The sequence below is a fragment of the Asaia sp. VD9 genome, assembly GCF_037150015.1.
Lineage (GTDB): Bacteria > Pseudomonadota > Alphaproteobacteria > Acetobacterales > Acetobacteraceae > Asaia.
In genome coordinates, this window is record NZ_JBBCQM010000015.1 from 23,174 (window position 1) to 49,165 (window position 25,992).

The 25,992-nt window shown below is 54.5% G+C and carries 20 protein-coding genes and 3 pseudogenes; 12 read left to right on the forward strand and 11 right to left on the reverse strand.

Annotated features, from left to right (window positions below; translation table 11 throughout):
* Positions 1-203: 203 nt before the first annotated feature.
* Together WFJ47_RS14825 and WFJ47_RS14830 are read right to left on the reverse strand one after the other, a co-directional pair.
* Positions 204-1,107: pseudogene (locus WFJ47_RS14825) on the reverse strand (IS701 family transposase); the annotation flags it as partial.
* 99 nt (positions 1,108-1,206) lie between these two features.
* Positions 1,207-1,332, reverse strand: a pseudogene (locus tag WFJ47_RS14830) (IS5/IS1182 family transposase); the annotation flags it as partial.
* A gap of 326 nt (positions 1,333-1,658) precedes the next feature.
* Here WFJ47_RS14830 and WFJ47_RS14835 point away from each other — a divergent pair.
* A complete protein-coding gene (locus tag WFJ47_RS14835; protein ID WP_336763992.1) occupies positions 1,659-4,487 on the forward strand; it encodes a TonB-dependent receptor domain-containing protein in 2,829 nt (942 codons plus the stop codon).
* 199 nt (positions 4,488-4,686) lie between these two features.
* On the forward strand, positions 4,687-5,463 hold the full coding sequence (locus WFJ47_RS14840; protein ID WP_200863457.1) for an endonuclease/exonuclease/phosphatase family protein: 777 nt from the start codon (positions 4,687-4,689) through the stop codon (positions 5,461-5,463).
* Positions 5,464-5,608: 145 nt separating this feature from the next.
* On the opposite strand, the gene WFJ47_RS14845 is transcribed toward WFJ47_RS14840, so the two are convergent.
* Positions 5,609-5,950 carry a transposase gene (locus WFJ47_RS14845; protein ID WP_200863456.1) on the reverse strand — a complete coding sequence of 114 codons (342 nt, stop codon included), beginning with the start codon at positions 5,948-5,950 and terminating at the stop codon, positions 5,609-5,611.
* Entirely contained in the window at positions 5,947-6,663 is a 717-nt protein-coding gene (locus WFJ47_RS14850) for a transposase (protein ID WP_200863455.1), read from the reverse strand. Before WFJ47_RS14850 ends, WFJ47_RS14845 begins: the two co-directional genes overlap by 4 nt.
* A gap of 414 nt (positions 6,664-7,077) precedes the next feature.
* Here WFJ47_RS14850 and WFJ47_RS14855 point away from each other — a divergent pair, with 414 nt between their 5' ends.
* Together WFJ47_RS14855 and WFJ47_RS14860 are read left to right on the forward strand one after the other, a co-directional pair.
* Positions 7,078-8,244, forward strand: coding sequence for an MFS transporter (locus WFJ47_RS14855; RefSeq protein ID WP_336763996.1), 1,167 nt, complete (start codon positions 7,078-7,080; stop codon positions 8,242-8,244).
* Positions 8,245-8,404: 160 nt separating this feature from the next.
* Positions 8,405-9,134: pseudogene (locus WFJ47_RS14860) on the forward strand (IS6 family transposase).
* Positions 9,135-9,386: 252 nt separating this feature from the next.
* Here the strand turns inward: WFJ47_RS14860 and WFJ47_RS14865 are convergent.
* The 4 genes from WFJ47_RS14865 to WFJ47_RS14880 all read right to left on the reverse strand — a co-directional run bounded on the left by WFJ47_RS14865 (position 9,387) and on the right by WFJ47_RS14880 (position 13,913).
* The gene (locus WFJ47_RS14865; protein WP_023977953.1) at positions 9,387-10,493 is read right to left on the reverse strand and encodes a hypothetical protein; all 1,107 of its coding nucleotides are present in this window, start codon (positions 10,491-10,493) and stop codon (positions 9,387-9,389) included.
* Positions 10,490-10,780 (reverse strand): type II toxin-antitoxin system RelE/ParE family toxin, encoded by a 291-nt coding sequence (locus WFJ47_RS14870; RefSeq protein WP_023977952.1) that lies wholly within the window; start codon positions 10,778-10,780, stop codon positions 10,490-10,492. Before WFJ47_RS14870 ends, WFJ47_RS14865 begins: the two co-directional genes overlap by 4 nt.
* Positions 10,777-11,019, reverse strand: coding sequence for a type II toxin-antitoxin system RelB/DinJ family antitoxin (locus WFJ47_RS14875; RefSeq protein ID WP_023977951.1), 243 nt, complete (start codon positions 11,017-11,019; stop codon positions 10,777-10,779). The genes WFJ47_RS14870 and WFJ47_RS14875 overlap by 4 nt, the downstream gene beginning before the upstream one ends.
* Positions 11,020-11,441: 422 nt before the next feature.
* The gene (locus WFJ47_RS14880) at positions 11,442-13,913 is read right to left on the reverse strand and encodes a DUF4238 domain-containing protein (protein WP_336763999.1); all 2,472 of its coding nucleotides are present in this window, start codon (positions 13,911-13,913) and stop codon (positions 11,442-11,444) included.
* A gap of 844 nt (positions 13,914-14,757) precedes the next feature.
* Here WFJ47_RS14880 and WFJ47_RS14885 point away from each other — a divergent pair.
* Together WFJ47_RS14885 and WFJ47_RS14890 are read left to right on the forward strand one after the other, a co-directional pair.
* Positions 14,758-15,702 carry a hypothetical protein gene (locus WFJ47_RS14885; protein ID WP_336764001.1) on the forward strand — a complete coding sequence of 315 codons (945 nt, stop codon included), beginning with the start codon at positions 14,758-14,760 and terminating at the stop codon, positions 15,700-15,702.
* Positions 15,703-15,760: 58 nt separating this feature from the next.
* Complete coding sequence (locus tag WFJ47_RS14890; RefSeq protein WP_336764003.1) at positions 15,761-16,447, forward strand: hypothetical protein; 687 nt, start codon at positions 15,761-15,763, stop codon at positions 16,445-16,447.
* A 1,231-nt stretch (positions 16,448-17,678) separates the two neighbouring features.
* Here WFJ47_RS14890 and WFJ47_RS14895 read toward each other — a convergent pair.
* The 3 genes from WFJ47_RS14895 to WFJ47_RS14905 all read right to left on the reverse strand — a co-directional run bounded on the left by WFJ47_RS14895 (position 17,679) and on the right by WFJ47_RS14905 (position 19,386).
* A complete protein-coding gene (locus tag WFJ47_RS14895; RefSeq protein ID WP_336764005.1) occupies positions 17,679-18,251 on the reverse strand; it encodes a hypothetical protein in 573 nt (190 codons plus the stop codon).
* 180 nt (positions 18,252-18,431) lie between these two features.
* The gene (locus tag WFJ47_RS14900; RefSeq protein ID WP_336764006.1) at positions 18,432-18,785 is read right to left on the reverse strand and encodes a hypothetical protein; all 354 of its coding nucleotides are present in this window, start codon (positions 18,783-18,785) and stop codon (positions 18,432-18,434) included.
* Complete coding sequence (locus tag WFJ47_RS14905; RefSeq protein ID WP_336764007.1) at positions 18,778-19,386, reverse strand: recombinase family protein; 609 nt, start codon at positions 19,384-19,386, stop codon at positions 18,778-18,780. The genes WFJ47_RS14900 and WFJ47_RS14905 overlap by 8 nt, the downstream gene beginning before the upstream one ends.
* A 123-nt stretch (positions 19,387-19,509) precedes the next feature.
* Between WFJ47_RS14905 and WFJ47_RS14910 the strand changes: the two genes are divergently transcribed.
* The 6 genes from WFJ47_RS14910 to WFJ47_RS14935 all read left to right on the forward strand — a co-directional run bounded on the left by WFJ47_RS14910 (position 19,510) and on the right by WFJ47_RS14935 (position 25,013).
* The gene (locus tag WFJ47_RS14910) at positions 19,510-20,118 is read left to right on the forward strand and encodes a hypothetical protein (RefSeq protein ID WP_336764008.1); all 609 of its coding nucleotides are present in this window, start codon (positions 19,510-19,512) and stop codon (positions 20,116-20,118) included.
* Positions 20,119-20,205: 87 nt separating this feature from the next.
* Complete coding sequence (locus WFJ47_RS14915; protein ID WP_336764010.1) at positions 20,206-20,655, forward strand: hypothetical protein; 450 nt, start codon at positions 20,206-20,208, stop codon at positions 20,653-20,655.
* Positions 20,656-20,851: 196 nt separating this feature from the next.
* Positions 20,852-21,181 carry a hypothetical protein gene (locus WFJ47_RS14920; protein ID WP_336764012.1) on the forward strand — a complete coding sequence of 110 codons (330 nt, stop codon included), beginning with the start codon at positions 20,852-20,854 and terminating at the stop codon, positions 21,179-21,181.
* A gap of 413 nt (positions 21,182-21,594) precedes the next feature.
* Positions 21,595-22,041 (forward strand): hypothetical protein, encoded by a 447-nt coding sequence (locus tag WFJ47_RS14925; RefSeq protein WP_336764014.1) that lies wholly within the window; start codon positions 21,595-21,597, stop codon positions 22,039-22,041.
* 715 nt (positions 22,042-22,756) lie between these two features.
* Complete coding sequence (locus WFJ47_RS14930) at positions 22,757-24,193, forward strand: tyrosine-type recombinase/integrase (RefSeq protein ID WP_336764015.1); 1,437 nt, start codon at positions 22,757-22,759, stop codon at positions 24,191-24,193.
* 139 nt (positions 24,194-24,332) lie between these two features.
* Positions 24,333-25,013, forward strand: coding sequence for a ParA family protein (locus WFJ47_RS14935; protein ID WP_336764016.1), 681 nt, complete (start codon positions 24,333-24,335; stop codon positions 25,011-25,013).
* The last annotated feature ends 979 nt before the right edge of the window (positions 25,014-25,992 follow it).

Here is a 25,992-nt window from a genome sequence, read left to right on the forward strand (position 1 = left end):
GGCTCCCGTATCGAGGCTTGGGAAGCACTTCTCGAACGTGTCGACCGACTTACCCGCCGCAACCTGGTGGGCTCGAAGAACACCCTATCGCTACAGTTGCGCATTCATTTTCGTGCGTGAGAGGTTTGAGGCTACCTGATGGGCGCGCCGAAAGACGGACCAACCGAGGATATGCTGGATAGGGATCTGAACCTGAGTGATCTTTACAGCAAGGCGTCGAATTTCCTGGATCGACCACCGGATAAGCTTCTGCGTGCTGGCATTGGACTTTTTTTGAGCGCGGCGGCGTTGACCTGGGAGCGCGCGGCGGCCATCATGGCGTAGGCGAGCATAACGAGCGAGACATGGCGGTGCCAGCCGTGCCAGGAACAGGTCTCGTTATGGTCGAACCCGAACTCATTTTTCGCGGTTTCAAAGCCTTCCTCAATCCGCCAGCGCGTTCCTTCGACCTGCACCAGCGTCTCCAGTTGTGTCCCCTGTGGGCGCCAGGTTGTGAAATGGCGTAGATCGCCATCAGCCGGATTGCGGCGGACCAAAAGGCCCCAGGGCCGTCAGAATATTTCTGATGCCTGGAGATCGGCCATGGGGCAATATAGCCAGTCATACCATCGATCACCCCTGGTGCCGTGACCGGCCGAACAGCGGATCCAGGCCTCATCAGGCAGCATCTTGATAATCTCGCGTGCCTCGCCGACCCACGTCACGTCGGGACGCCAGGAATGGAAACAGTGGTTGGCATTCACGCCCAGCACGAACTCTTTGCCCGCGCGACGCAGCGATATTTCCAGGTCGCCGACACCATAAACGCTGTCACCGGCAACCCAGGAAAACGGCACTTCAGCTGCAAGCGCCTGCTCGATCATGGTGGTGGCCAGAGACGGCTTGGTGGCAAAGCGGATATCATCGGGCACATGGGCGGATGCCAGGCGCTCCGATGTATCAGTCCAGCTTTTCGGAAAATAGAGCGCCCGGTCGAGAAAAGCATGCCCCTTGTCAGAGACATTAGGTCGCGAACACGCCAATCTGGCTGTTGGTGATCTTGCCAGCAGATCCTGTGTATTGCCGACCCAAGGAAGTCGGACTGGCCGCTTGACGAATATAGGAGCTTCATCACCTGCCGCCTTCCCGCGCAACCGGAAAATGCTCGGCCTCAACGTCGCGTGCGACCAACGAATACGCGGCCTGCATCGCGATCGGACCGGGCATGCGGCGTTCCGCTGCGATCGTCGCTGCCTTCATCGCAACCCATTCCCCATCGGTCAGATCAGGCGGATAACGCTTCGTCTTGCGCTTGATATTGGCCATCCGGCCTCGTTGTTCTGGCATCCACATCCCGAGTTTGAATCACGCGCCAGACGTCCTGAAAACCCCTCGCGCCGAATTTTCAAAAGGGCTCTTATACTTCAACAACTTAAAGATAACCACGCCGGGATAGGAAAGAAATGAACATTTAATGCGAGGATACTGGAGGCGATATAAATACGCACAATAAAATTTTTATCAATGCAAATAACATATTATATAAGTTGGCAGACTTACAGCGTCAGTTTTGTTTACGTTATATTATATTATTGTGACTGCGTTGTAAGATCAAAGCCAACCAAATAGAGGCTCACGAAAGTTTGATATTTTGAAACTTTTATGTGGGACAGTAGTCTATGCGCTTTCAGATTTCTGCGATCACCTCAGTAGCTACAAGAGCATTCCTCCTTGCCAGCTGTGCTATTATCGCTCAAACAGCTGTAGCCCAGACGCCTGCAGCCCCCACGCTTCAGAGCACGGCGAAAAAACCCGCCAAGGGCAGCACAAAATCTGTTGTCCCAGGGAGCGAACGTCCAGAACATATAACCGTCGTTGCTCGCAAATCCTCAGCCCTCCTGCAGCTTAGGGCAAAAAATGATGTCTCGGTCGCCGATGCCGCGTTTATCGCAAGCCACCCGGACACGAACATCGCAGAAACGCTCGCCCGCCTCCCCGGCGTGAATGTCTTGTCGACAACCGTTGGCAGCAGCATCGGTGGCACAGCCTCAATGATCGACAACGCCTCACGCGGCGAAGGGCAGCTTATCTCGGTGCGCGGTATTGGACCAGACTATACGCTCAACCTGATTGATGGCGTAAACGTCGCAACGGCGAAACCAGCCAGCCGTCAGGTCCAACTCTCTCTCATGCCGCCACTCGGGTTTTCGGATGTCGTTGTTAACAAGACGGCCCAAGCCTCCGAGATGGGTGAATGGATCTCCGGCTTTGTGGATTTCCACACTCCCAACGCTTTGGAACTCGGTCATGACGCCTTCTCTCTCAAAGGTCGCGGCGACTTCAACCAGCAGGCCTATCGCTACGGCGTCCAGCGTGGCCCGTTCAATGGCGGAGGCGTCGTGCAGGCGGACGCGACGAAACTTTTCGGGTCGCACAAACAGTTTGGCGTTCGTGTCGTTGGCTATTACCAGTCTCGTAACTTTGCGACCCAGGTCGCCAACAATAATGAGTACTACTGGGACTTCGTCCATACGCTGACCGGATCGGATCACACACCTGTTCCCTCGACCCCGCCGACGAACAATCTTATCGCTGCGTTCATCAACCCTCAAGCGTCCTTCGGCAATTCCCTGCGCACGGGCGGCAATCTGGCTCTCGACTGGCAGGGCGAGCATGTGCATGCCTTCGCGCGAGGATCTTTCGCCTATTCGAATACACAGCAATATACGGTCCAGCGCTCGCTTCAGGCCATGTCAACGAACTGGCTTCCCCAGCCCGACGGCACTTTTACCGTCCAGGAAGGTGGCGTAAACGGATCCTATTGGTACGAGACCAATCCGGAGATCCAGGCGCTCTCGACTATGCAAATAGGTGCAGCCTTTGACTTGAACAAATGGCACGCAACGGTTGCGGCGTTCGGCAGCTTTGCTCGGGACGACTCCTCCTCCGTGCAGGTCTCCTACAAAAATTACCAGCTCGACCCGTCCGGCCAAGCGCTCATTCTCAACCAGCAATTCGCCGGGAGGCCGCCTTACCCGGTTGCAAACCTGACCGCGCCTCAAATATCCGAAATGAACAACTTCAGCGATTATGTGCCGCAGACATCGGCGAATTACGGTTACCCCGGCGTTGAAACAACTGATTACAAGAACAATCAGGCACTTGGCGGCGTGAAGTTCGACAACATGGTTGACACGGGCTGGACCCATGCCCCGCATATCAACTTTGGCCTCCGCTATTACGACACGATCCGCAATGCTACAAACCGCGACTACTCCTACGACAACCCTGACGGCCTCCTCCCAGGCCTTGCGCCAACCCTCGCTTCGGGGCAGTTTCAGACAGGGTCGATTTCTTCGCCCTATCTTGGCGCGCTTAGCAGAATCATGCCTTTCGAGACGCCGATCCTGAGCATGCCTGCCCTGAAAAATTATATTTCCGGTCTCCCACTCTCCTACGCAACCTCCGGTGGTGATCTGCCGTGGACGGGCAACGCAATCGACAGCGCCTATAACGCAAATGCAAACACCCAACGAGCCAACGAAGGCTTAATCGCAGGCTATTTCTCCGTACCCATCACGTTCGGCGCTTTCACCCTTGAACCGGGCCTTCGCTTCGAGCACTCGGACATCACCAACCGCTACTGGAACGCAGTTTACGACACAGACGGGAACCTGACCGGCGGAGCGTTTCAGTCAGATAACACACATTATAATCAGTTCTTACCAAGTGTTTTCGCCACTTATCGGCCGACGAGCCTCTCAGTCTACCGCGCCTCTGCCGTCACCTCCTATGTTCGGCCCAATACATTCCTGCTTGGCGGCGGCCGAACCGTTACGCCAGACGGGAACGGCGTTTTCACGGTGCAAGAAGGCAACCCCAACCTCCGCCCCGTAGTCTCACGTAATTTCGATATCGGCGGACAGTGGATTGCCCAAGACGGATCGAGCCTCGCCCTTACGGGGTATTACAAACTGCTTAGCGACTACTTGTTCGACGCTGGCTCCTCGACCCGTACGGACGGCACGCATTACGTCAGTTCGGACAGCACGACGAATTCATCCCCGTCCCTGATCATCAACAAGCCTGCAAATGGTGGCAATGCGCAGGCCTACGGGCTTGAAGTGGCAGCGGAAAAAAAGCTTCGGTTCCTGCCGTCATTTGCCAGAAATCTCTCCTTGTCGGGCAACCTCACCCTGCAGCGGACCCATGCCAACCTCAACCTCTCCGGCATCGCCAACGGCACGCCGATCCAGTATGCCCCCGCATGGATGTTTAATGTCGCGCTGAGCTATACGTCGGCCCGGGTCAACAGCAATCTCTCTTTCCGCCGCAGCGGAAAATTCATCGAGACATACTACCTGTATAAAAATACAAATATAAAAATACAAACGGGAGCAACATTGATCTCTCATGGTGGGATCAGCCCATCCAGCGCCTCGATTATTTCTTCCAGTACAAGTTCACCCCGCATGTCGCGGCCGCCTTCGCAGCACAGAACCTACTGAACGACGTTTCCTACTATTCAACACGAGGCCGCAGCTCAATTGACGTGCCTCAGATCGTCCAACCCGGACGTTCATATTTCATCACGCTCTCGAGCGATTTCTAATGCGACCTCATATCCTTCTCTGCGTCGGCATGCTCCTCCTCCAGCCGGCAGCCGGAGCTTCAACTGCGGCCAGGAGAGAGGATACCGTCTCGGTCATGTCCTTCAACGTCCGCTTTCCAAGCCCCAACGACGGTTCAAATATTTGGGATAAACGTAAGAGCTTGTTCATCGAGACGATCCGTCGTGCACACCCGGATGTAATCGGCACGCAAGAGATTTTCCAGTCTCAAGCTGACGCCGTGATCAAGGCCCTCCCCAAATATCGCTGGTTCGGGCTGGACCGCTTCGGGGCCCACACAAGCGAGCATATGGGTATCTTTTACGACCCGACGCGTCTCTGCCTACTCGAACATGGCCAGTTCTGGCTCTCCAAAACCCCCGATAAACCCGGCTCCCTCGGTTGGGGCGCCCCGCTGCCCCGATCGGCGAACTGGGCAATTTTTGCACAAGGTTGCGATAGAAACCGTGCCTTCTTATTTATGGACACCCATCTAGCCAATCGCGATATTGAAGACGAGCAGGCCCGGGTCCACTCCGCCGAGTTGATCGTAAACATGGCGCGCAGATACGCTGAAAAACGACCAGCGATCCTAACCGCCGACCTCAACGCGGATCCCGAAAGCCAGGCTCATGCCGTCTTGGCTACTTGGTTCACTGACGCATGGACCGCTGCGGCAAATCGCTCCGGCCCGCCAAAAACTTTCCATGACTTCACCGGCATACCGACAGACAGGATCGACACTATCATGCTACATGGCGCGATAATCTCCAGCATCAAGACCGATACGTTCCATAAGGGCCGCGCCTACCCATCGGATCACTTCCCCGTTGAGGCTGTGATATCCTTCCCAATGCCGACGGACACTCATTAATAGATAGAAACTAACGCGGCCAAATGAAAGCGATTCAGTATTGATATTCACCGGCGGTTTTGAAAAGGGGGTTTTTGCACGGCGGATACGTAGAGGGCTGATCGCCCTGACTGGGTGAAGGGCGGCAACGTAGGCGCCGGATTCGTCAAGCGGCCAATCCGACTTTTTGGGGTCGGCATAAGGCATTGAAGATTTCGCGAACAATATATCGCTTGAGGCATCGGATAATCTTGCCTCTGCTCTTTGCGTCTGCGGTCCTTTTTGCGACGTAGTCCAGAGTTGGCGGATGAGTGCGCATTCTGACGATTTCAACATGGTAGAGAGCGGCATTGGCCTGCCTGTTACCGCCGCGGTTCAGCCGGAAGCGGTTTGTCCTGCCGCTTGGTGCCGAAATCGGACAGACCCCGCAGAGACGGGCGAGGGCCGCTTCGGACCTGATACGAGCCGGATCATCGCCGACCAGGATCAGCATGTCTGCGATGGTCATCGTGGCAATACCATGAGCCGCCTGCAGTCCGGCTGCCTTGCTTTCGACCAGAGGATCGAGGTCGCGATCCAGGGCGGCAATTTCGTCATGGAGCGCCAGCCACCGCCTGGCGAGCGCATGGATGTCTTCGTAGACGACAGCAACGTTCCCTCCCGCGAGATCCGAAAAGCAGCGATCAGGCGAATAAGCGCCATCTTGCCGCGACAATTGCCGAGTTTCGCCCGCAAAGCCGCAGGAGCGTTGATGATCAGCGATTTCAGCGTCACCATAGCCTGTGAGCGGCTTTTGACCGCCGTATCACGCATGATCTTGAACTGGCGGATCATCTCCGCCGTTCCATCGTGGGGATTGGGAACGGCGGCCGCCTGTCCGTTCAGGACAGAGCGTGGAGCGCCCTCGGCGTCGAAATGATCGTTTTTGCCATGCCGGGCACTGATCAGACGATTGGGACGGCTGACCTCGATAACCCTATGCCCGCGGGCATGCAGCAGGCGTGACAGCCCGGCTCCGTATGAACCGGTGCCCTCGACGCCAAAGGCCTTTATCTTGCCAAAGGTCAGTGCCCATTGCTCGAGGTCAGGATAGCCACCCGTATCCGCCTTGACGGATCGACGTCCCAAAGTCGTTCCCTGGCCGTCGAGGGCTACGGCAACATGTTTGTCCTTATGTGTGTCTACACCGATGATGATCGTCGGAACCAGGCATGGTGTCATGAAGGGCCTCCTTGCGAAAAGAGTGCCCGTGCATCGGACGAAGAGGACAGGACTGTGAGGGGACGAACCCGCCAGGCTCCTATCAGGTCACATCGCCGCCCGATGTCCGGGGCGGGCCGACACCCTACACATCATCACCAGGGCATAATGCCAGTCACAGCAAGGGTCAGGGTGTCGGCCCGCCAAAGCATACTCACAGTCACATTAACCGTGGCGCCACGGTTAATGTGACATCACCCTTCTACCTGCATTTCAAGGGGCATTCCTATACGGCGCGGTTCACAGTGGACAGTCTGATCCTGGGATATGCAAACCGTACCCCTCAACCCACGATAGCCTTCCTACTGCAGAGTTGTTTAACTGACTCACAGCGAGACGTAGTATCCCTTTGATAACAGAAGCTAGGACTCCAGTTTGCCCTACGTAAGCAGTCCCCCGCCGTACTCGACACTGGCGCAGCGCTCGACCCGACTGGCGTTTCTCATTGCCGGTTTTTCGGGCGCAGCTTGGGCGCCTATCATCCCCTATGTCAAACTGCGATGCGGGCTCTCGGATGCGCATCTTGGCCTCCTGCTTTTGTGTCTTGGAATGGGGTCGATCGTCGCCATGCCCGTCGCCGGGCTTCTAACCGGGCGTTTCGGCTGCCGTTGGGTGATCGCGATCGCTACCCTGGCGGTGTGTTGTACTCTGCCAGTTCTGGCATCCTCTGCTTTTCCGCCTCTTCTTGCCGTCACGCTGATCATCTTCGGTGCCAGCGTCGGTTCGATCGATTGCGCCGTGAATGTGCAAGCCATCATTGTCGAACGGGCTTGCCAGACAACCATGATGTCTGGTTTTCATGGTTTGTTCAGCGTGGGCGGTCTGCTGGGTGCCATCGGCGTCAGCGGCCTGCTCAGCTTGGGTCTGTCGCCGACCCACGCCTCTTTCGCCGGTGTCGCTTTGCTGATTATGGTCGGAAGCTTGACAATCCCTGGATTGCTGACCGAGCGAAAAAGCGTCGACGACGGGCCTATTTTCGTCCTGCCGCACGGGATCATTCTTGTTATCGGGATCATGTGTTTCATCACTTTCCTAGCGGAAGGAGCGGCTTTGGACTGGAGTGCCGTCTTTCTGGCTACGGTGCGTCATGTCGACATGAGGTATACCGGCCTAGGATACGCTGCATTTGCCGCCATGATGACGTTTGGGCGATTGCTAGGAGACCGGGTGGTTCGACATTTCTCTGGACGTATAATCATCGCGGGGGGAAGCCTACTAGCCTGCCTGGGAATGCTCTTGGTGGCGACCGTACCAGTCTGGCAGATCACATTTACCGGTTACGCGCTGGTGGGTGCAGGCTGCGCCAATGTAGTGCCCGTACTTTACTCGTCGGTCGGGCGGCAGACCTTTATGCCTGAACATCTCGCGGTCTCAGCCATAACCACCTTGGGATATTCGGGCATTCTGGCCGGTCCCGCCGCACTTGGGTTCGTATCCCAGACCGTCAGCCTGCCATTTGCCCTTGGAAGCGTGGGCGTATTGCTCGCGGCCGTGGCGATGATGGGAATGGCGCTGCCATTTGCCCTGACCAAAGAAACATGAGCGCCGTGAGCCATTCTTCTTTCGGCTCTGTTGCGAAGTCTGCGGTCCTTTCCTCGTGGCGCCACGGTTAATGTGACTGTGAGTATGCTTTGGCGGACTCTGTTGCAAAGTCCGCCTCCCTGTTTGAAACCGGCCACGGTTTTGGCGTGGGACATGGTGTATGAGCGACTTCAAGGGACGACATTTCCGGGGTGAGGTGATCCTGTGGGCTGTGCGGTGGTATTGTCGCTACGGGATCAGCTATCGGGATCAGCTATCGGGATCTTGAAACCATGCTGGCCGAACGCGGCGTCAACGTTGATCATTCGACGATCTATCGCTGGGTCCAGCGCTATGCGCCCGAGATGGAAAAGCGCCTGCGCTGGTACTGGAAACGCCCGGGCTTCACCCGCAGCTGGCGGGTGGACGAGACTTATATCAAGGTCAAGGGAGTATGGGCGTATCTGTATCGGACGGTCGACAGGGACGGCGATACCATCGATTTTTACCTGTTACAGACCCGGAACGCGAGGGCGGCGAAGCGTTTTCCGGGCAAGGCGGTGAGTGGGTTGAAAGACTGGAAGAAGCCCGAGACGATCAACACGGACAAGGCCCCGACCTACGGCATCGCGATTAGAGAACTCAAAAAGGCCGGAAAACTGCCGGATACGGTGGAGCACCGTCAGGTGAAATATTTGAACAACGTAATCGAGGCCGATCATGGCAAGCTGAAACAGCTGATCAGGCCGGCTCGTGGTTTCAAAATACTGAAAACCGCTTGCGCCACGATCAAGGGTTTCGAAGTCATGCACGCCCTGAAAAAGGGGCAAGCCAGACCCTGGCAGCAGGATAAGGGCATCATGGGAGAAGTGCGCCTGATCGAGAGGCAGTTCGGGGTCTACACATTCTGAAAAGCCCTGAGCCTCGAGTTTGCGCTACTAACCCAAGATTTTGCAACAGAGCCCTTCACCAACGGATGGTCTCATTTAAGACGACAATGCTTCACTCGGTTAATATTCGTCCATCAGGCAAGAGCTCACCGGGAGGCGGAAATACAGTCAGATCGCATGTAAGATCAGCTAACGCACAAATTGGTGCCCTTTGTAGCTCACAGCACAAATGACGCTCTTATCACCCGTTTACCTTATCCATACAACCTGACATCACCGCGAGAAGGCCTGCATACGCCCAATTGCAGCATCCGCCAGAGCTAGAGCCTCTTCAAGGGGGCCATAATCGATCGCAAGGGGCCCGATTAGTTTAGCTGCCGGCTGAGCGTACTCAGCCTTATTTTCTTCCTCTGTGAGATCCACAAGGAAACACCTGTCATCACGTCGCGGCCGTCCTTGTTTCCTGCCAGCTACGGCACGTTTGGGCGGACGAACCACTTCACGCAAAGGTTCGAATCCCTTGAGCGCGAAAAGCCTTCGCGCCATGCGGTGAGTGACTTCGGTAATGAGGCCTGCAGCGAGAAAGCGCTCAAGCATAAGATACGCGGATTTTGAGGAGATGCCGAGCAGACTGGCAAGCCGTGTCGCGGATAGCAGGGGAAAAGCTGCAATCAGATCGATCGCTGTGTCTGCTCGCGAATTGCAGCGGCGGGATCCGCTATGAGCTCTCGCATGATGCCACTGACGCTCGATCCCGGTGATACGCGCATGGATACCTTCTGCCTCGTCGGCCAGAGCATTAAGAAAACAGGGGATCCACACCGAGCGCTCCCAGCATGTACCGGATGCGAAGGATCGGGCCCCTGTAAGGGGGAGCCCAACGCGCAAAAGCTGTGTTTCCTGCCAGAAAGAGACAAGAGCGCCGCGCATAGGCGAGCGGCCGTTTCCGGCATCGATCCAGCAATGAAAAGCCCGGGCAGCTCCAAGAAGCGGCCCTACGGCTGTAGCCTCGGAACGCAGAAGCTCAGTGGCCTGCTGGATATGCGCTTTTTGAGTCGATGTCGGATGCGCAAGCCATTGATACTGCTCGAATGCGATTTTCGCATTGTCCACGAACACGCCACGATCGGCTACGCCTTCGCCCGGCATCGTCAGGCGCAGGCCTTCCAGTTCGGCGGCAAGATACCATGGATCGATGACATAACCATCCATACTTGCGCAGACACGTGCCGCTTCGAGCCGCTCACGAAACAGGATGGCTGGGAGTAAGGGATGATTATGAAGGCGTTGATCCAATCGCCCTATGGAGACAGCGGCCCGGGTGAGCGCGGCGTAAAGCCTGTCGCCAGGAGAGTGGGGCGGGTTCTGCCGACCGCTCAAGAGCGCCTCGCAGCGTTCCGATAGATCGCGTCACCGTCGTGTCGACCTATAGCGATGACAAGGATCAGGATTTTGCCGTCATCGACCCTGTAGACGAGCCGATATCCGGCATCGCGTAGCTTGATCTTATAGCAGTCTCGAAGGTCCGCTGTGAGACGGGCTGAGAGGACATGCGGCTCTTCGAGACGTCGCGCCAGAACCTTCTTGAACTGCGTCTTTATACTGCCATCCAGAGCGTCCCACTCGCGTTTGGCGCGTGGATCGAAATGGAGCGCGTAGCGGGTCACAGGTCATCCAGACTGACGGCAATCGAACCCTGGGGCGAGGCAAGGCGCTCACGTACGAGAGCCAGAAGATCGCGATCGTCATTCGACAGGATGACGCGCTGGACCGGCAGTTTTCCGGTTTCGACGACGTACTCAAAGGTCTGGCGGATAAGATCCGAGGGCGTGATCCCGAGTTCGGACAGGCGCTGATACGCGGCATTTTTCAGAGCCTCGTCAATGCGCAGATTGATGGACGCCATGGCCTCTTATCCTTTCAGACTGAGGAAGGTTATACGTCTTTACATTCGTAAAGGCAAGAGATACAATTTACCCTTAAGCGGCACTAGGTTCAAACTGTGCTTTTTTGCAATTTAAGCCCCCTCGCCCACACCTACTTCCGATAATTTTACTTATCGGAAGTAGGGTAGAAAGGCGCGATAGAGCGGAGGATGAGCCGGAGGGCCTGCATCAGAAGCTCGCGTTCCCATCAGCGTGCTCAGGGCCAAACGGCAGCATCCGCCTTGTTTCGGTCATAGATCAGCAACTAGGCGCAGCCTGAGGACGGACATGAGTAGCTCGATCTCTCGTGGGGGAGACTGGCCCACAGCAGACCAGCAACTTTCGGTACATAGCCAAGCTTGAACAGTCGACAGACTAACACCGTGCTCTAAGCTCAGTGTAGCTAAGATTTCACGTTATCTGCGCTTGGTGCAGGATCCCAACGCTCTATCAACGTCGCCATGGGAACGGAGTGCAAGTGGTGCTCGGAGCTCGACATCAGCAACAGCCTATTGATGGTATTGTCCTGAAAACCTCCGTATTGGAACGCGGTCGTGAAGCGCGCCGCAACGGCGGGGACTTTGGCGCGAGCGATCAAGGATTTCATCGAGTTCCGCTGTCGCCGGAAGCGTGCCGCAAGGTGTGCCTCGAAGTTCGGCTTTAGCGTGTCCACGTTCCGAGCCAGCGTGTAGGCGAAGGCAGCTCGGAAAAGCGACTCCATCCTCGGGAACGACGGATCGTTGTATATTTGGAGTATTGCTTCGGGACCTACCGGAAATTCAACAGAAGTCGATGCGATCTCGCGTTGCAACGGGATCAAGGCAGGGGTGGGTCCGAAGTGCCTCTTGGCGAGCACTATCTGGAGTTCTTTCCAACGCAAAGGACTGTCTGTCAGTATCTGCGCGCCGGTCGCCTGGGCCAAGTACATCGCCACCTCGAAATTAGGTGCTAACTTCATGAAGTTGAATTGGCCGCCGTTTGTGAGCGAGTCGTCCTGAAGAATAGCCAGCCTGTCTTCGACTTTCATCTTTTCTATGAGATCGATAAGGGCATCCCTCCGAATTGGCTTATCATCGCCCGCGATGTCCGACATGTGCTGAACAAGGTGTTCCTTGGGCATACTCAGCCGCAGGCGAAACTCATCCTCCTGCGCTACTGCCTTGATCCTTGGGTCGTCGTAGGGGTCTATCTTGATGGTCCGGGAGCGGGCCCGGGCCATGTCCATTATCTGGTCACGGAGGTGAAAATCGAAATCGCATGGATCCGGGATTAGAGTGATCAGACCAGCTTCAACTAGGGGCATGAGCTGGAAAAAGGTCATCAGAGTTTTGAGCGCTTCTCCTCGATATAGGCGAGGGTGCTCAGTCGGCCGCATGTCCTTTCGCAGGGTCCGAGAGATTAAGAATGGGTTCTGGATAATAACCTCCCCAAAATACAGCGGTGCCCCGAGCGCGAATTCCTCGATCATCTTGGGATGCAACAATCCTGTATATACCGAGCGCATCTTGCCGTCCGGTTTGGGCAACAGGGCTAGAAGATCAGTCTCGATCGGCCACAGGGCTTCGTACAGGCTGTACATCTGCGCGATTTTGCCGTCAGTCATCTCTCTGCGGATCGTATCCCAATCCTTGGTCTCCAATTCAAAGAGTCTGAATAGGGCGTCCATGAACATTATGTTGCGCTCACGGATACTTCGCTCCGTCCACGACATGCGCAGGTGCATTGGCTTGTCACGACAGCAATTCCCAAAAGACTGGCCGGACCCACAAGGGCAGTAATCGCGTGGCCGGCGCCGGGTGTTCAGCTCCTTCTTAAGCAGCCATTCCCGCGGTTTCTCTGATCGACCGAACTCGTCCTGATGATAGACATCTCCGTTCTCGAAGCTGGCAAATATCTCTCCGCCAAAGTGGTGGAGTTGATCCGTCGGCGGTAGAAACGTCGTTCGCAGGTCAGCCCATGACTTGGAGACAACCCTTTCAGGGTAAAGATCCTCACGACGGGATCCAGCGACATAACGGCACGCACCAGTCTTGATCACGAGGTTGACCTCGGCAACCTGATCGTCGGTGAGGTACCGCCTCCTGATGAACTCTGTCGCGGACACGATCGTGGAGTGGTAGTTTTTTGCGAATGTTCGCTTCACACAGGGGTCCGTCTCGGGGTTCCTTGCGTATTCGAGGTTGGTCAAGATCAGAAGGTGATCCGACCCCAACGGGAAAAGCGTTTGCGAGCCCTTGAGAGCGGTCGATGGGTCTGCGGGATACCGGTTGCGTGCGTCGGACGGCGGTATCGCATGATTGTAGACAGTGACAGGGTGGTCGCTTAGCAGGAACTTGACGTTGGCCTGCTCCGCCGAGACGATCTCTCGAACTCCCGTGGTCCAGGTTGTCACGTTCAGCATGCGGATACCCTGCATCTCGACCATCAATTGATTCTGGGCAGCACGCGGCAATATCTCACCGAGCCGACCGATCTCCGGATACTGCAGGCGTAGCCATGCAAGACCTTTAGGCGTCCGCAGCTTCTGGATATCAAGAAAGTCGAAGAGGTCCCTGAAATGTTCACGCCAAGCACCTTGGTCTTCGCCACAGAATGCCCGGACCGCGTCAGCACCGCGCTTGTCGATGTCACCGAAAAATATTCTCTCGATCTCGTCGTTGATCTCGAACCCAAAGAATGTCGAGTATAGGTCCTGCTCGACAAATGCCCGCGAGGTAGGTGAGTAAAAAAGGGAGCGCCCGCTAGCCGTCGTTCCGTCCCGACGTTTGAAGGTGGATGGGCTCAGGTCAAGGAGACAATGCGTGGTTTTCGCAGGGGTGAAGAACCTTTCTTGATGCCATTGCGGGACATAATGGTTTTTCCTGGTGGCCGACATAAGTGCTCGTTGCGTCCTATACGGGAGATCCAATCAGCCTGATCTGATAGTTGACCGGCTGTCAGTGTCCATCATCAAGAATAGCCAGAAGCTTACCAAATGTCAGGAATGAGCGCGCATAGAGGCCGTCATGTACGGCTGGATGAACGGCAGAAAACGTCGTTTGAGCGTTCCAAAGCGGACGTTCTCGTTTTCCCCCATTCCGGACAACGAGTTTCGGTGTGGCTTCTTATGCGCCGACCTACTTCAGATAGATTATCTTATCGGAAGTAGGTAGGGTGCGCGAAACACGGCGGTGGACGGGCCGAAAAGCGTGCTTCAGAGGCACGCTTTCGATGCGGCGCAGATCGTCTGTCTGCCTATACGGCCGCGCTCAAGCTCGGATGTCAGCTTCCCCGGTCATTTCGGTCATCAAGGAACGTGTTGCCAATGCGGGGCGAAGACGGTGTGTTGCACCCATCAATCGGTGCAGCACATACCATCTAGCAACACGTCCAGCGTGGCCATAACCCGTTCTGGCACTGACAGCAGGCTCGCGCCGCTGTGAGGAACTGCGTGCGTGCAAAGCATATCCGGGGACATAATCCCGTTCAGATTCTCCCCCAGCCCAACAAAACCGATTTGCGCCACTGCCCGCAGGGTGAAGGTCCAGTGCTGATCTGCCCCTACCGTGGCAAGAGCTGTGTTGATAGGTGCTTGAGGCTGATCACCGTGATGGTATGGGTGATCTTTGGTTTCACCAAATTTATTGGTGTAGTTTTTAACAGTAGGACAAAGAAAATTAATGTAGGTGGTAGTATGGTCGGAGGATATATATGATAATAGAAATTCTCCGAGGTTACCAATGACTGTTTATTCATTCGCCTGCTCGACACCTGATAACTGGTCAAGTTGGCACATGTGGGCGAAGACATTCGGACCGGGTATAGTTACTGCTTGTGTCACAGGTTCGATAGCGTCTGCCGCATATATTGTGGCGAGAACGCAAAGAGAAATTGCGGCAAACAAATATGATTTGGATTTATTTGATAAGCGGTACCCTCTTTTTGAAAAAATCAACGAGGCTGCAGAAAAAACTGAAAGTTATGATACAAGAAATGAATGCGTATATGAAGACATAAAATTAGCAGATTATAGTAAGGAAGTCAATTCCCGCCGCAAGTTGTATATTAGTCATATCAATAAAATTAGAGCTTTCGATACCAGTTCGATTGAAGTAATTTATGATGAAATAAATAAGTCTGTTAGGCTCTACAGAAATATAACTCCTGAGATGGTGGATTTATTAAAGAAGAACATAAAAGAGTTTAATGAAATCAAAAACAAAAAGTATGAACTCAAAGGCGTGGAATATGAATTTTGCGGTAATGCAAACAATCGCCTTGGTGAATACATTATTTTTATTGCACAAAATACCATAAAAGTTTCAAGGAATTTGATATTAACGCAGTATACGGATGATATTCGTCAACACGAAAAACAAATTAGCGTTTTGGAAAACGAAGAAGACCAAAACAGCAATTACGAATTTGGGGAACGTCAAAAATACATAGACTTCCATAGGAAAAATATTGATGAGATTGGTAAAAAATTAGAGGAATTTATTGAAAAAGAAAACTATTGCTTAGGATTGTACGATGGACTCATTTTTTTTATATCTGATGCATTCAGTGCGGCAAATGAAATTAAATCAGGCATCAATTTTATTAGAGACGAAATGAATAGACATCTCAATGTAAGTGAAGTTTCTTACCGGAGAAAGAGAACCTTTTATCGCACTGGCTTATAGAAATCTCGTCTTAGCACCAGACATCTATCATAGAAATCTCCTATTTTGGAATGTGACAATGACTTTGATTGTTTGTTTGAAGGCAGAAGACTGTATTGTATTTGCTGCCGATAGCTTGAGCTCGCGGGGAGATGCAATAATCAGCTGCACAACCCAAAAACTGCATGCGGTTGCTCAGGACGCAGTGATCGCTAGCGCCGGTTGTTCCCGTGTGCTCGGTCGTAATTGGCAAGAGATCCTAGCCGATTTTAGCCAGCTCAGGAGTGGTACGGACCCTTCCATCACTACATCCGAGCTGCAACAGTTCCTTGGTAAGGTCATCGGAGAGGTACCGAGAGACATTCATGGAGCCTGCCGAGGCGGGAACACCTTTTTGCTGGCTGGGTACGGCGTTGCCAGCCCTGGAATGGTAGTCAACAAGCTGACACGAGTTTCGGACTTAAGGTATTTCGAGCCGGTAAAGACAGTTTCGGACGCGGCGAGCGACAACTATATTGAATGGATCGGAGACACCGAAAAGGTGAGTGGTTATACTAGGGCAAAGAACGCACTGTACATTCCGAACATGGCGAAAGATGTCGCTGTTAATTTTGCTATCGCAGCGATCAATGAGGGCATCGCCGCAAGCCTTGCAGTGGGTAATCATACTATTGGCGGCGAATTTGTATCGGTCGCGTTAGTGTCTGCGGGCCAGGTCGAGCTCTCGCGTCATCCGGCTAGCTCTCCTTGCACGGTTACGACGTAGATAGGGGTGCCATGCCAGTGCTGAGACTGTTGTTGCACTCACAGCCATGATCCCTCATGGGTCTCAAGGTTCGGTGGATACTTCGATTCTAGATGCATTGAGAGATGCGGGAGACAATAGCGTCCAACGCGTCTCCAGTGCCTGCGAGGTTTATTCCCACCTCGCAGCCTACCTAACTCGTCTTATGTTTCATGTAACAGGTATGGGATGTTTAATCGCAGGACCATCGTCTCTGTTCTCAAAGCTTGTGCACGTCCCCACTCCGGCTGGTGATGTCACATTAACTGACGGCAGTTAGCCGAAGCCCGGGGAACGGGAATTCCGAAGCTGAGAGCGGTTGCGCTGCGCCATTGGGCAGAGGCCCTGATCCGATGGATGTGACGGGAAGGAGTTCTAGTGACGGAGGCCGGGGGGACGAAGAGTTTACGGATCGCAGAGAAGACGGAGACGAAGCGCTGACACCCGCGCAGTCGTATCCTCGAGCCGCGATCGGCAACATTACGCCATCCGAGGCCGAGCAACAGTTTTACGCTTCTCTGGGCCATCTCCCTATGGCCGCGTAATTCGTGCAAACTGGTCTCTGTCAATCTCGATGCAGTTCAGAGGTTATCCAGCATTGAGCCTGTGTCGAGAACGAAGACGGCCCTGTCGCTGTCATTGTTACTACGGTTCCTGTCCAGGAGGATTTCCTAGGTCGCTCTTGGCAGTGATCTTGGCCTTGTGCGAGTCTACCCATTCCCACCACTCAGGAACTGTGACTTGCCTCCTCGAATTAGCAATTTGCGCGTGCCGGCCGGTTAGCTGGACAAAGATCACGGCATTCCCCACAGGCGATCCCTGGACTAGCCGTGCCGGTTCAATATTGCCGGGGATAGTTGTACGCCAAATCTGCTCATGTTCAAGTGTCGACCGGGTCGTCTCGTTGTCAGGCATCTTCGTCCTCTCCCGGTATGCTGCTGGCGAAGGTCCTCTCGCCAGACGGAATAATGATTGGGGTCGGCGTCTGCCCAAGGGCTCGCTTCAACAAAGCGAGAGACATGGGATCGAGGTTGGTCTCGATTGCTATCAAGCCTTCGGTCTTCAGTCCTAGATCAGCATCATCTGATCTACGTCCAGTCGGCCCCGACATGATAATTAGACCAGGTGCCACGGTCGTCTGCTTTTCACGCATCCGGGTCTTTTATCTCTTCAAAAACGTTCATGAAATCTGCTTTTGTTCGGGGTTTGGCGGTCAGCTTTCCTGTTTAAGCAAGTTGGTAAGACCTTCCTTGCTTGCAGGGCCCTCTTGGCCAGTTGTGGGGTCGAAGATGATATGTTCGCGCTCGACATAGCGGAGGCGATTGTAAATCTGTTTCGTGAGTGCGTGAGCTACCGTGGAATCATTCTCGCCGGTCTCTCTCGTCTGATTCATGAGAACGACGACTATCCAAATAAATGCCCCCGCAATGCAAGCTGCTCCACCCCAATGCATCAAAGTCGTGATTGCTCTCAGAGCGCGGTCGCCAGGATCGATTGAGCGATACCTCAACATCATGTCTGGTAAGTACATGATAAAACCGGCCGCAACGGAAGTCATCACAAGCTGCGGTATAATCCCAAAATCGACACCAGTCTTTATCTGAGGCGCTGCCAGATCTCTTGCTCGCTCCGTCCGGGAATATGCTGACCCGGCTGCAAAACCGAGCATCGGCGCAATGCCTGCGCTCGATAGACCGAAACCACCGCCGGCTCCATTCCAACCTGTCTTGACGCTCTCTTTTGCGACAAGAGCGGTCAAAGGTATTCCATCAGTCACATTACGCATTGATCCATATCCTTGTGACATTTCGCGCGTCGAGATGTAATCAACATGCTTGTAAGTGGTGGGTTAAAAATAAGTGAACGGCGAACGGATAGTCGTTTGGCCCTCATTCATAGTAGCTTCGTTATCTGCCAATCAGTGCGCGGGCTTTTGCTCGGATTTCCGTCGTATGGTTGTCCGTTTTCATGGCGTCCAGCAGCCTATGCCGCCCCATTGCCCATTCAATAAATCGGCGCTGATCTTGTAGTGTTCCTTCATCGTATAGTGCCCAGCCGTCATTATCCGATGCCCCTCAATTTCATCTTTTCCGAGGGAATTGAGCGCGGCCCCCAAATTGCTGATGCGCCGATAATCTATATCTATGCGCTTTGGATAACCATGCATTTCCACTACCAGGAGCGCGGTCAGTTCGGAAAAAGCTGGGGCGACACGTTCGGAGGCTCTGTGTTTTCTAAGAATGGTAGCTGACGACTCTAATGAGAGTCTCAGGTAGAGCTCATCATTCGCTCTTGCGCCGGTCGTTTGATTGTCAGCCACCTTCGATTTCCTTTCGCATGTTTTTAGACCGTTTGTAGATAGCTTGGCGCGATACCCCATATTCGGCGGCGACCGTCTGAGCATTCTCGCCTGCCTGTATCCTGGCCAGTGCTTCGGTGACCTGTTCATCTGTCAGGATAGGCTTGCGTCCCCCCTTTTTTCCTCTTGCGCGTGCAGCAGCCAATCCGTTTCGGGTCCGCTCAACGATTAGTTCCCTCTCCCACTGCGCCATGGCGGCGACAACCGCGAAGATTAGACGTCCTGTAGGTGTTCTCGTGTCGAGATCCATCGTCAACACTTTTAGGTCGGCGCCCCGATCATGTAAGGCTTTGACTGTCTGTACGACCTCGACCAAATCGCGACCGAGACGATCAATAGAGTGAACGACTAAAATATCTTTCTCTCGAATGTCCCGCCAGCAGTCTTTCCAACCAGGCCGTGCCATGTTTTTGCCGCTAGCTTTGTCTTCAAAAATATCCCGAGGGTCCACCCCGAATTTAATAAGAGAGTCGATCTGGTGTTCATTATTCTGATCGGATGCACTGACCCGCACATAGCCGACCAAATGTCTTTTTGTCGTGGATGGATCGGAGTCAGACAAATTATGGATCCTGTTCAACCGGTCTGGATTTTAGATAAGGCGATTTGTATTTGTTGTCAAGTTGGTTGACTTTTATGCGCTGGCAGCTTATGGTGATAATATAACTTGAAGCAGGGGATAACGATGCAGACTGTTCCTGAAGAGCCGCAAGCGCAGATCGAACGGCCGGACGTTATCGTTCCTGACACTGGTCCACTGATTCATCTCGCACAGGCAAAGGCATTGCATCTCTTGCATGAGGTCGGAGGCCGTGTCGTGGTAACGGACATGGTCGCTCTTGAAGCGACTGCCTCGCTCGATAAGCCGGGTGCTCAAGAGATTCAGGCTTGGCTTGATGTTGGCCTCATACCTGGATCAAATGCGCCAGTTTCTGTTGAGACAACTGACGTTGGCCGGGCATTTCTCACAGCGCGGCGTGCTGATCCTGCGTTCCGGTGGAGAGGTGCTGGGGAATTATCGATCGTCGGGTGGCTCCGCGACGAAGTTGATCAGTCGTCCAACGCGGTCTTGATTGTCTACGAGAACGGTCGTGTGCCGCGCATGATTGGCGATTATGGGGTGAGCGCCGATATCGACATTCTTACAACGCGCGCGTTCCTGGAATTCGCTGAACGACGGGGCATAATTCCGAGCGCAGAAGCGTACTGGCAGCGTATCGTCGCAGCAGCTCCCACGGCGAACCCTGATGATGTAGTAACGATGCATCGCAAGAGACGCCCGTCCGCTCATTGAACGGAAAGCTGGGTGCCTATTGCACCATGTTTGTGACAACCAATCCCCGGCTCACAGAAATTCAGCGGTCAAGGAAGGATTTACATCGTGGTTCTAGGTGTATTGGCTGGTCTCGCAATAATGTCGATTCCGGATGTTTGTGTAGGAGCAGCAGCTCTTGCTGGCGACGCTGTTGAAGCTGTTGGCAGGCGCCTCGCCGTTGGCATTTTGAGCGAGGCCTCAAATCAAGCGAGTGGGATGCTTAAGAGTTTCGCGGCCCCCGCGTGGTTCTCCGGGGCGGCATCCCAGAGACCAGATCCATCCGCTATCGGGGACAAGGCTACGGAGATTCTGCGCTCAACCTTGTCGGATCTGGATGTCACTCTGATTGACCGCGAAGAACTTGTATTACTGCGTAAAGTGGCTGTGGCGGCTGACAACAAAGATCCTGATCAGGAGCTTTGGCTTAAAAAATTAGCTGAGTTCTATCGAAAAAAAGAGCAGGCGAGTGACGATTTGAAAGGGTCCAGTTCGTCGCCTCAAGTACGTCCAGCCTGAGATCTGGCTCACTTCTTGTCTGTGTCATAACGCGCAGTGAAAACATCAATGGCGCGCGGCGATTGGACGGATTGGGAATAGGTGATGATTGGCCCGTTTCTGCCACCTAAGCGGGGCCGTTGGGTACCTCAGATCACCGCTTCAATGATCGATTATTTAAAACACCCTCATTCCGTGAGTGTACACTGAGGAAAATATGTCGCAGTTCATCACTGTATTAACAGTCGCCACCATATTGTGCTTGTGCGTCATCGTTGCAGCATTCCGATGGATGAAAACAGTCACGATAAGGATACCGGGCCGGGCGATCCAAGAGCGGATCGATAAAAAAATACCCCTCGCAGTTGAAAAGGCCGGCTGCAAGTTTCGTCTGATGAAAGCTACGACGACCCTGAATGCTGGCAACCGGATCGCGATCGAAGTATCGGGCACTCTTGCGGTGGGCCCGGTTGAAGCTCCAATCAGCGCGAGCTTATCCGCCGGTCTTCGTTATGACGAAGCGCGCTTTTTCCTGTCCGATTTTTAGGTAAACACCTGCCAGGTCGAACCTGTTTCACTGTCCAAGATAGGGGTATCGCCGGATTCATCGTGGTCATGGGTCGGCGCGCTGCAAAGCGCAGCCAATATCCTTAATCTGGAGGACAAAGTCGGAAAGGCAACCGAAGAACACCGGCTCGGCCTGGGCAATTATTTTTCCCAACACGGCGGACCGCTCCTCGCGAAGGCACTCGAGCATTATCCAGTGTATACAATTGAGGGGCGGCAAGGGCTACATCGCGTGGCTCGCATGACCCTGGTTTCGGTTCATACTGAGCATGAAATCCTTGCCGTGACGCTCAAACTACCGGGAGCATGAAGTAGGCGAACTTAGTGAGGTGGAAGACCCGTCGCCGAAGAAAGTCCTGCCTGACAACCAATCCCCAGAATTAATAAAGGATCATGCCGATCATGACATTATCACCGCGCCAAGTATTACAAGCTGCCCATCGCTGCGTAGAGCTGGTCGAGGGTGTTCCATCACTTCTATTCCTACAGCGAAGCGGGGCCCGTTATTACCTCGATAACGTCAAGGCGGAGCCATCAGACGAGCAGATCGACGAGGCAATTTCCTTCTACAAGTTCAGGTTGGAATGGAATCTTTCAAGGGACGAGTGCCGGGCGCTACTCGAATTGAATCCAAAGGCTCGCATCAAGCTAGCCGACCACGGTGATGTGGACAGTGAGGTCCGCGATCTTCTCGCTGACGCAGTGGCTCAAATTCTGCTCGGATGTTCTTGGCCGACTTACGGTGATGATGTGGACATTTCGGAATTCACCGTACTGCTTCACCGTCAAGCGGCCGCAATAGGTTTTGGTTCACCCGTCACCGAAGAAAGTCATGCCTGACAACCAATCCCCGATACTAGACTGCTCTTCGTAAATTATACGAAACAAAGATTGAGGAGCAGCAGCTCATGAGCTAGATTTACCATGTATTACTCAGCTTATGGATTTACGAGATGGTTAGAACGAGTAAGCCCTTTCCTTGGGAAGGTGACAGCGAACTCCGTGATCGTCTCAGCGACGCCGGGTTTCGCTATGCAGCGCTGATTGGGATAGTTGACGCTGATGCAGCAAGCGGCAGCGAAGTCCTGGCCGCTGACAGAATGAAGTTTGCATCATTCATCAGAACAGAGAACGGGACCCCAGTTTATCACACACAGGAGGCAGTCGGATTTGTGCAAGCGGTGACGGACCTCCCTCTAGAGGTGTGTGACCAGTGGATGATGCACGATTGGGATGCAGATCCTTATCATCCTGCCGCTCGTATCGATGAGGATGAGGTGCTGATCTGTGGACGATGCGGATGGAAAGGAAACCCCGGTGGAGGGTATTGCCCACAGTGTGACCTAGACGGGATCTACAAAGACAAAAAAATATCGTCAGCAGAACGGCGGGATCCTGAACCGGACTTAGCCGTGATCAGATCTTAACGGCGTGCGGCATAGGGTTCGTTCGCCGAGATTCCCAGCACTTCCATCGCAGTCGCAATCCACGCGTTCGCACCCTGTTCCGACCGTGGTATGGGAGTAGGGATGAGATTGAGTCGGACTACACGTCGATGATTGATGAGGTGCGGTTGTTTGGAAGCCGATCGGCAGGCCGGCAAGCCGTCCTCGATCGCCTGGATGGCACCGCCACTGGTCTCATCGGGGATGCAGAGCTGCGCAACTCGACCGTAATCTTATCGCAGGCGGTATTCACCCCTCCCCTTCCCGTAGTTCTGGCCGGTGGCCAATTACCAAACGGCGATTTTGCTGCCGACACATCGATCGCGGCGCCGGCTGAAACGAGTGATCAGGCTCTTGTAGCGTTACGAAGGGTGGTGGGCGTTCTCCCCAGGCAGCACAAGTTGACCTTGTGTCTGGAGGTAGAGAGCGGTGTGCCTCGTTTCGTTGGGGCGCTGGAGAATGCGGACGGCGCCAGGCCAGGCAAGGTGCTCGCCGAATTACCCCCCTGCCCTATCGGCCAACCGCCCGCGGCCGTTTCGGCGTGGTTCTCGCACGTCTCTTCCATCGTCTTGCCTGAGCATGATGGTACCCTGCAGACGGCCCGGGATGCGGCCGAGGTGTTCAACCAGTTAGCCAAGTCAGGTAACACGCTGCGGACTTACCGTTCGGCAGTGCGTGGCTGGTGCCGTTGGGCGAGCGACCACAACCTCCCTGCCCTTCCCGCACGCAGTGATGATGTCGCTGCCTATCTCTCTGATATGGCACTGCGTGCGCGCAAGGTATCTACGATCGATATCCACCGCGCCGCGCTGCGCTATCTGCATCACTTGGCGCAGATCGCCATTCCTACAAGCCATCCTCTGGTCTCAGGGGCTCTGGCAGGTATTCGCCGCAATGCAATCAACCCACAGCCGGAGCAGAAGACGGCTCTCACCTGGGAGTCATTGACGGAGGCAGTTGACGCAATACCAGGTCTGGATCCGACCTCGCGCAGAGACCGGGCCATTCTGCTTTTGGGCTTCGCCGGGGCGTTTCGTCGTTCTGAGCTGTCAGGCCTGCTCGTATCCGACCTGACCTTTTCCGAAGACGGCTTGATCGTTCGTCTCCGACATTCGAAGGGTGACAAGGCGCGCAAAGGCGAACTGATCGGCATCCCTTCTGGGATAACTCGTCACTGCCCTATCCTCGCGCTTAACGCCTGGTTCCGTGTGGCTGGTATAAAAGAGGGGCCAGTGTTTCGCAGGGTCTGGCTACCTGCCCAGGTCAAAGCCGGTATGCCCTCCCCTGCCCTGCCGAAGATCGGCGAGGACGCGCTTTCCGACCGTGCGATCGCGGATATCATTCGCAAGCGGTGCTCGGCTGCTGGATTGGAGGGTGATTTCTCAGGTCACAGCCTGCGGCGCGGTGCGATCAACACCGGCGCCCAGGATGGATACGACCTGCTCGAGCTCAAGCGTTTCTCGCGTCACAAGAGCCTCCAGGTCGTCGAGACCTATATTGACGAGGCCAGTGTGAAAGCACGTAATCCGGGTAGAAGTCGGTTCTGATTGATGATCAGGCGTAGGATACCAATTCGCATCGCGTTTCATGAAAGTCTACCGAAGGTATACCGTTGACTTACCGTGTTCCCTAGGTAGACTGTCGGTAGTTTCAACGGTGCGTTGCACCGAGCAGCGAGAGATACTGATGCCAACAATCGTTTTTGCTTCTCCGAAAGGTGGCGCGGGGAAATCGACTACCGCCATTCTTCTCGCCTCTGAGCTGGCCCACAATGGAGCATCTGTCACTCTGATCGACGCCGATCCGAATAAACCTGTCGCTCGCTGGTCGACGCTTCCAGGAAGACCGGACGGCGTGAAGGTTATCGAGGACGTCACGGAAAAAACGATCATCACGACTATCGATAAAGAGGCTGAAGAGAGTGCCTTTGTTATTGTCGATCTAGAGGGTACAGCGTCTCGCATGGTCCCCTACGCGATGAGCCGCGCAGATCTGGTTATCATCCCGACCAGAGGTTCGGCCTTAGATGCGGTAGAGGCAGTTGCAGCAGTTAGGGAAGTACGCCAACAGGAACAGGCATTTCGGATAACCATTCCTTGCGCCATCTTATTTACGTGCACGAGCGCGGCCATTCGGCCTCGTACGCTTTCAGCGATTGAGGCTGATTTCAAGGACAATGGGGTGCCAGTATTCAACGTTCAGGTTCACGAACGTGATGCCTATCGGGCTATATTCTCGTTCGGCGGTTCTGTTCGATCCTTAGATCCAAAAAACGTGCGCAATTTGGAGGGTGCGACAGCTAATGTGGCCGCTTTGGCGCGTGAGGTGATACTTCGTATTCAGCAAAATCAGGGAGAGCTGAGATGAGCCAGAGGATCAGCGTTTTCTCGAATCCGGTTTCGGATACCGGGCTCGATCTATCGTCCTTCAAAGCGAAGGGGCGTAGAGATCAGCGACCCGACGCTTCAGAGATCGATCGAGCCTCCGAGGGGTCACGTTTTGTAAGCCGAGAGAGCGTCGAGACTCCAGGTGAGGACAGACGACCGGCCGATATTGAAGGGCGTAGAAAACCTAGGGCCTACAGGACCGGGCGCAACAGGGTCATGAGCGTCAAGACAACCGAGGAATATGCTGAGCGCTTTTACGCGATTGCTGAGCGTCTTGGCATGAAGGTCTCTGAGACCTTTGAGCGCGCAGTTGAAGCTTTGGAGAGAGAGGGTAATTAGTCTCGCGCGCTGCAAGCGAGCTGACACTGTGGGCGACAGTGGATATTGCCTTTCTCCCTCCCCTCTCCTGGGTTGTTCAGCTTCTAGAACGGGAGACCTACGGTAGACTTACCGTCTACTTCTCTCCACCCTCCATCGCCTGCATCGCGTGGCGGTGGAAGCGGAAGACCTACGGTAGACTGCTGACCTCCCTGCCCCGGCAGGGGAGGGAGCGTATTGTCGAAAGGCCCGCTGCGCGCGCCTCGCGGTAGACTTACCGTCTACTTCTCTCCGCCCTCTATCGCCTGCATCGCGTGGCGGTGGAAGCGGAAGACCTACGGTAGACTTCTGACCTCCCTGCCCCGGCAGGGAGGGAGCGTATTGTCGAAAGGCCCGCTGCGCGCGCCTTCCGGTAGACTTACCGTCTACTTCTTTCCGCCCTCTATCGCCTGCATCGCGTGGCGGTGGAAGCGGAAGACCTACGGTAGACTGCTGACCTCCCCTGCCCCGGCAGGGGAGGGAGCGTATTGTCGAAAGGCCCGCTGCGCGCGCCTTCCGGTAGACTTACCGTCTACTTCTTTCCGCCCTCTATCGCCTGCATCGCGTGGCGGTGGAAGCGGAAGACCTACGGTAGACTGCTG

Excerpts from the sequence above, each read along its gene's own strand:
- WFJ47_RS14850 (WP_200863455.1), bottom strand. The coding sequence starts at position 6,663 with ATGACACCATGCCTGGTTCCGACGATCATCATCGGTGTAGACACACAT.
- WFJ47_RS14935 (WP_336764016.1), top strand. The coding sequence starts at position 24,333 with ATGCCAACAATCGTTTTTGCTTCTCCGAAAGGTGGCGCGGGGAAATCG.
- WFJ47_RS14925 (WP_336764014.1), top strand. The coding sequence starts at position 21,595 with ATGCCGATCATGACATTATCACCGCGCCAAGTATTACAAGCTGCCCAT.
- WFJ47_RS14930 (WP_336764015.1), top strand. The coding sequence starts at position 22,757 with ATGATTGATGAGGTGCGGTTGTTTGGAAGCCGATCGGCAGGCCGGCAA.
- WFJ47_RS14840 (WP_200863457.1), top strand. The coding sequence starts at position 4,687 with ATGTCCTTCAACGTCCGCTTTCCAAGCCCCAACGACGGTTCAAATATT.
- WFJ47_RS14910 (WP_336764008.1), top strand. The coding sequence starts at position 19,510 with ATGCAGACTGTTCCTGAAGAGCCGCAAGCGCAGATCGAACGGCCGGAC.
- WFJ47_RS14845 (WP_200863456.1), bottom strand. The coding sequence starts at position 5,950 with ATGACCATCGCAGACATGCTGATCCTGGTCGGCGATGATCCGGCTCGT.
- WFJ47_RS14895 (WP_336764005.1), bottom strand. The coding sequence starts at position 18,251 with ATGCGTAATGTGACTGATGGAATACCTTTGACCGCTCTTGTCGCAAAA.
- WFJ47_RS14835 (WP_336763992.1), top strand. The coding sequence starts at position 1,659 with ATGCGCTTTCAGATTTCTGCGATCACCTCAGTAGCTACAAGAGCATTC.
- WFJ47_RS14885 (WP_336764001.1), top strand. The coding sequence starts at position 14,758 with ATGACTGTTTATTCATTCGCCTGCTCGACACCTGATAACTGGTCAAGT.
- WFJ47_RS14890 (WP_336764003.1), top strand. The coding sequence starts at position 15,761 with ATGACTTTGATTGTTTGTTTGAAGGCAGAAGACTGTATTGTATTTGCT.
- WFJ47_RS14880 (WP_336763999.1), bottom strand. The coding sequence starts at position 13,913 with ATGTCGGCCACCAGGAAAAACCATTATGTCCCGCAATGGCATCAAGAA.
- WFJ47_RS14875 (WP_023977951.1), bottom strand. The coding sequence starts at position 11,019 with ATGGCGTCCATCAATCTGCGCATTGACGAGGCTCTGAAAAATGCCGCG.
- WFJ47_RS14920 (WP_336764012.1), top strand. The coding sequence starts at position 20,852 with ATGTCGCAGTTCATCACTGTATTAACAGTCGCCACCATATTGTGCTTG.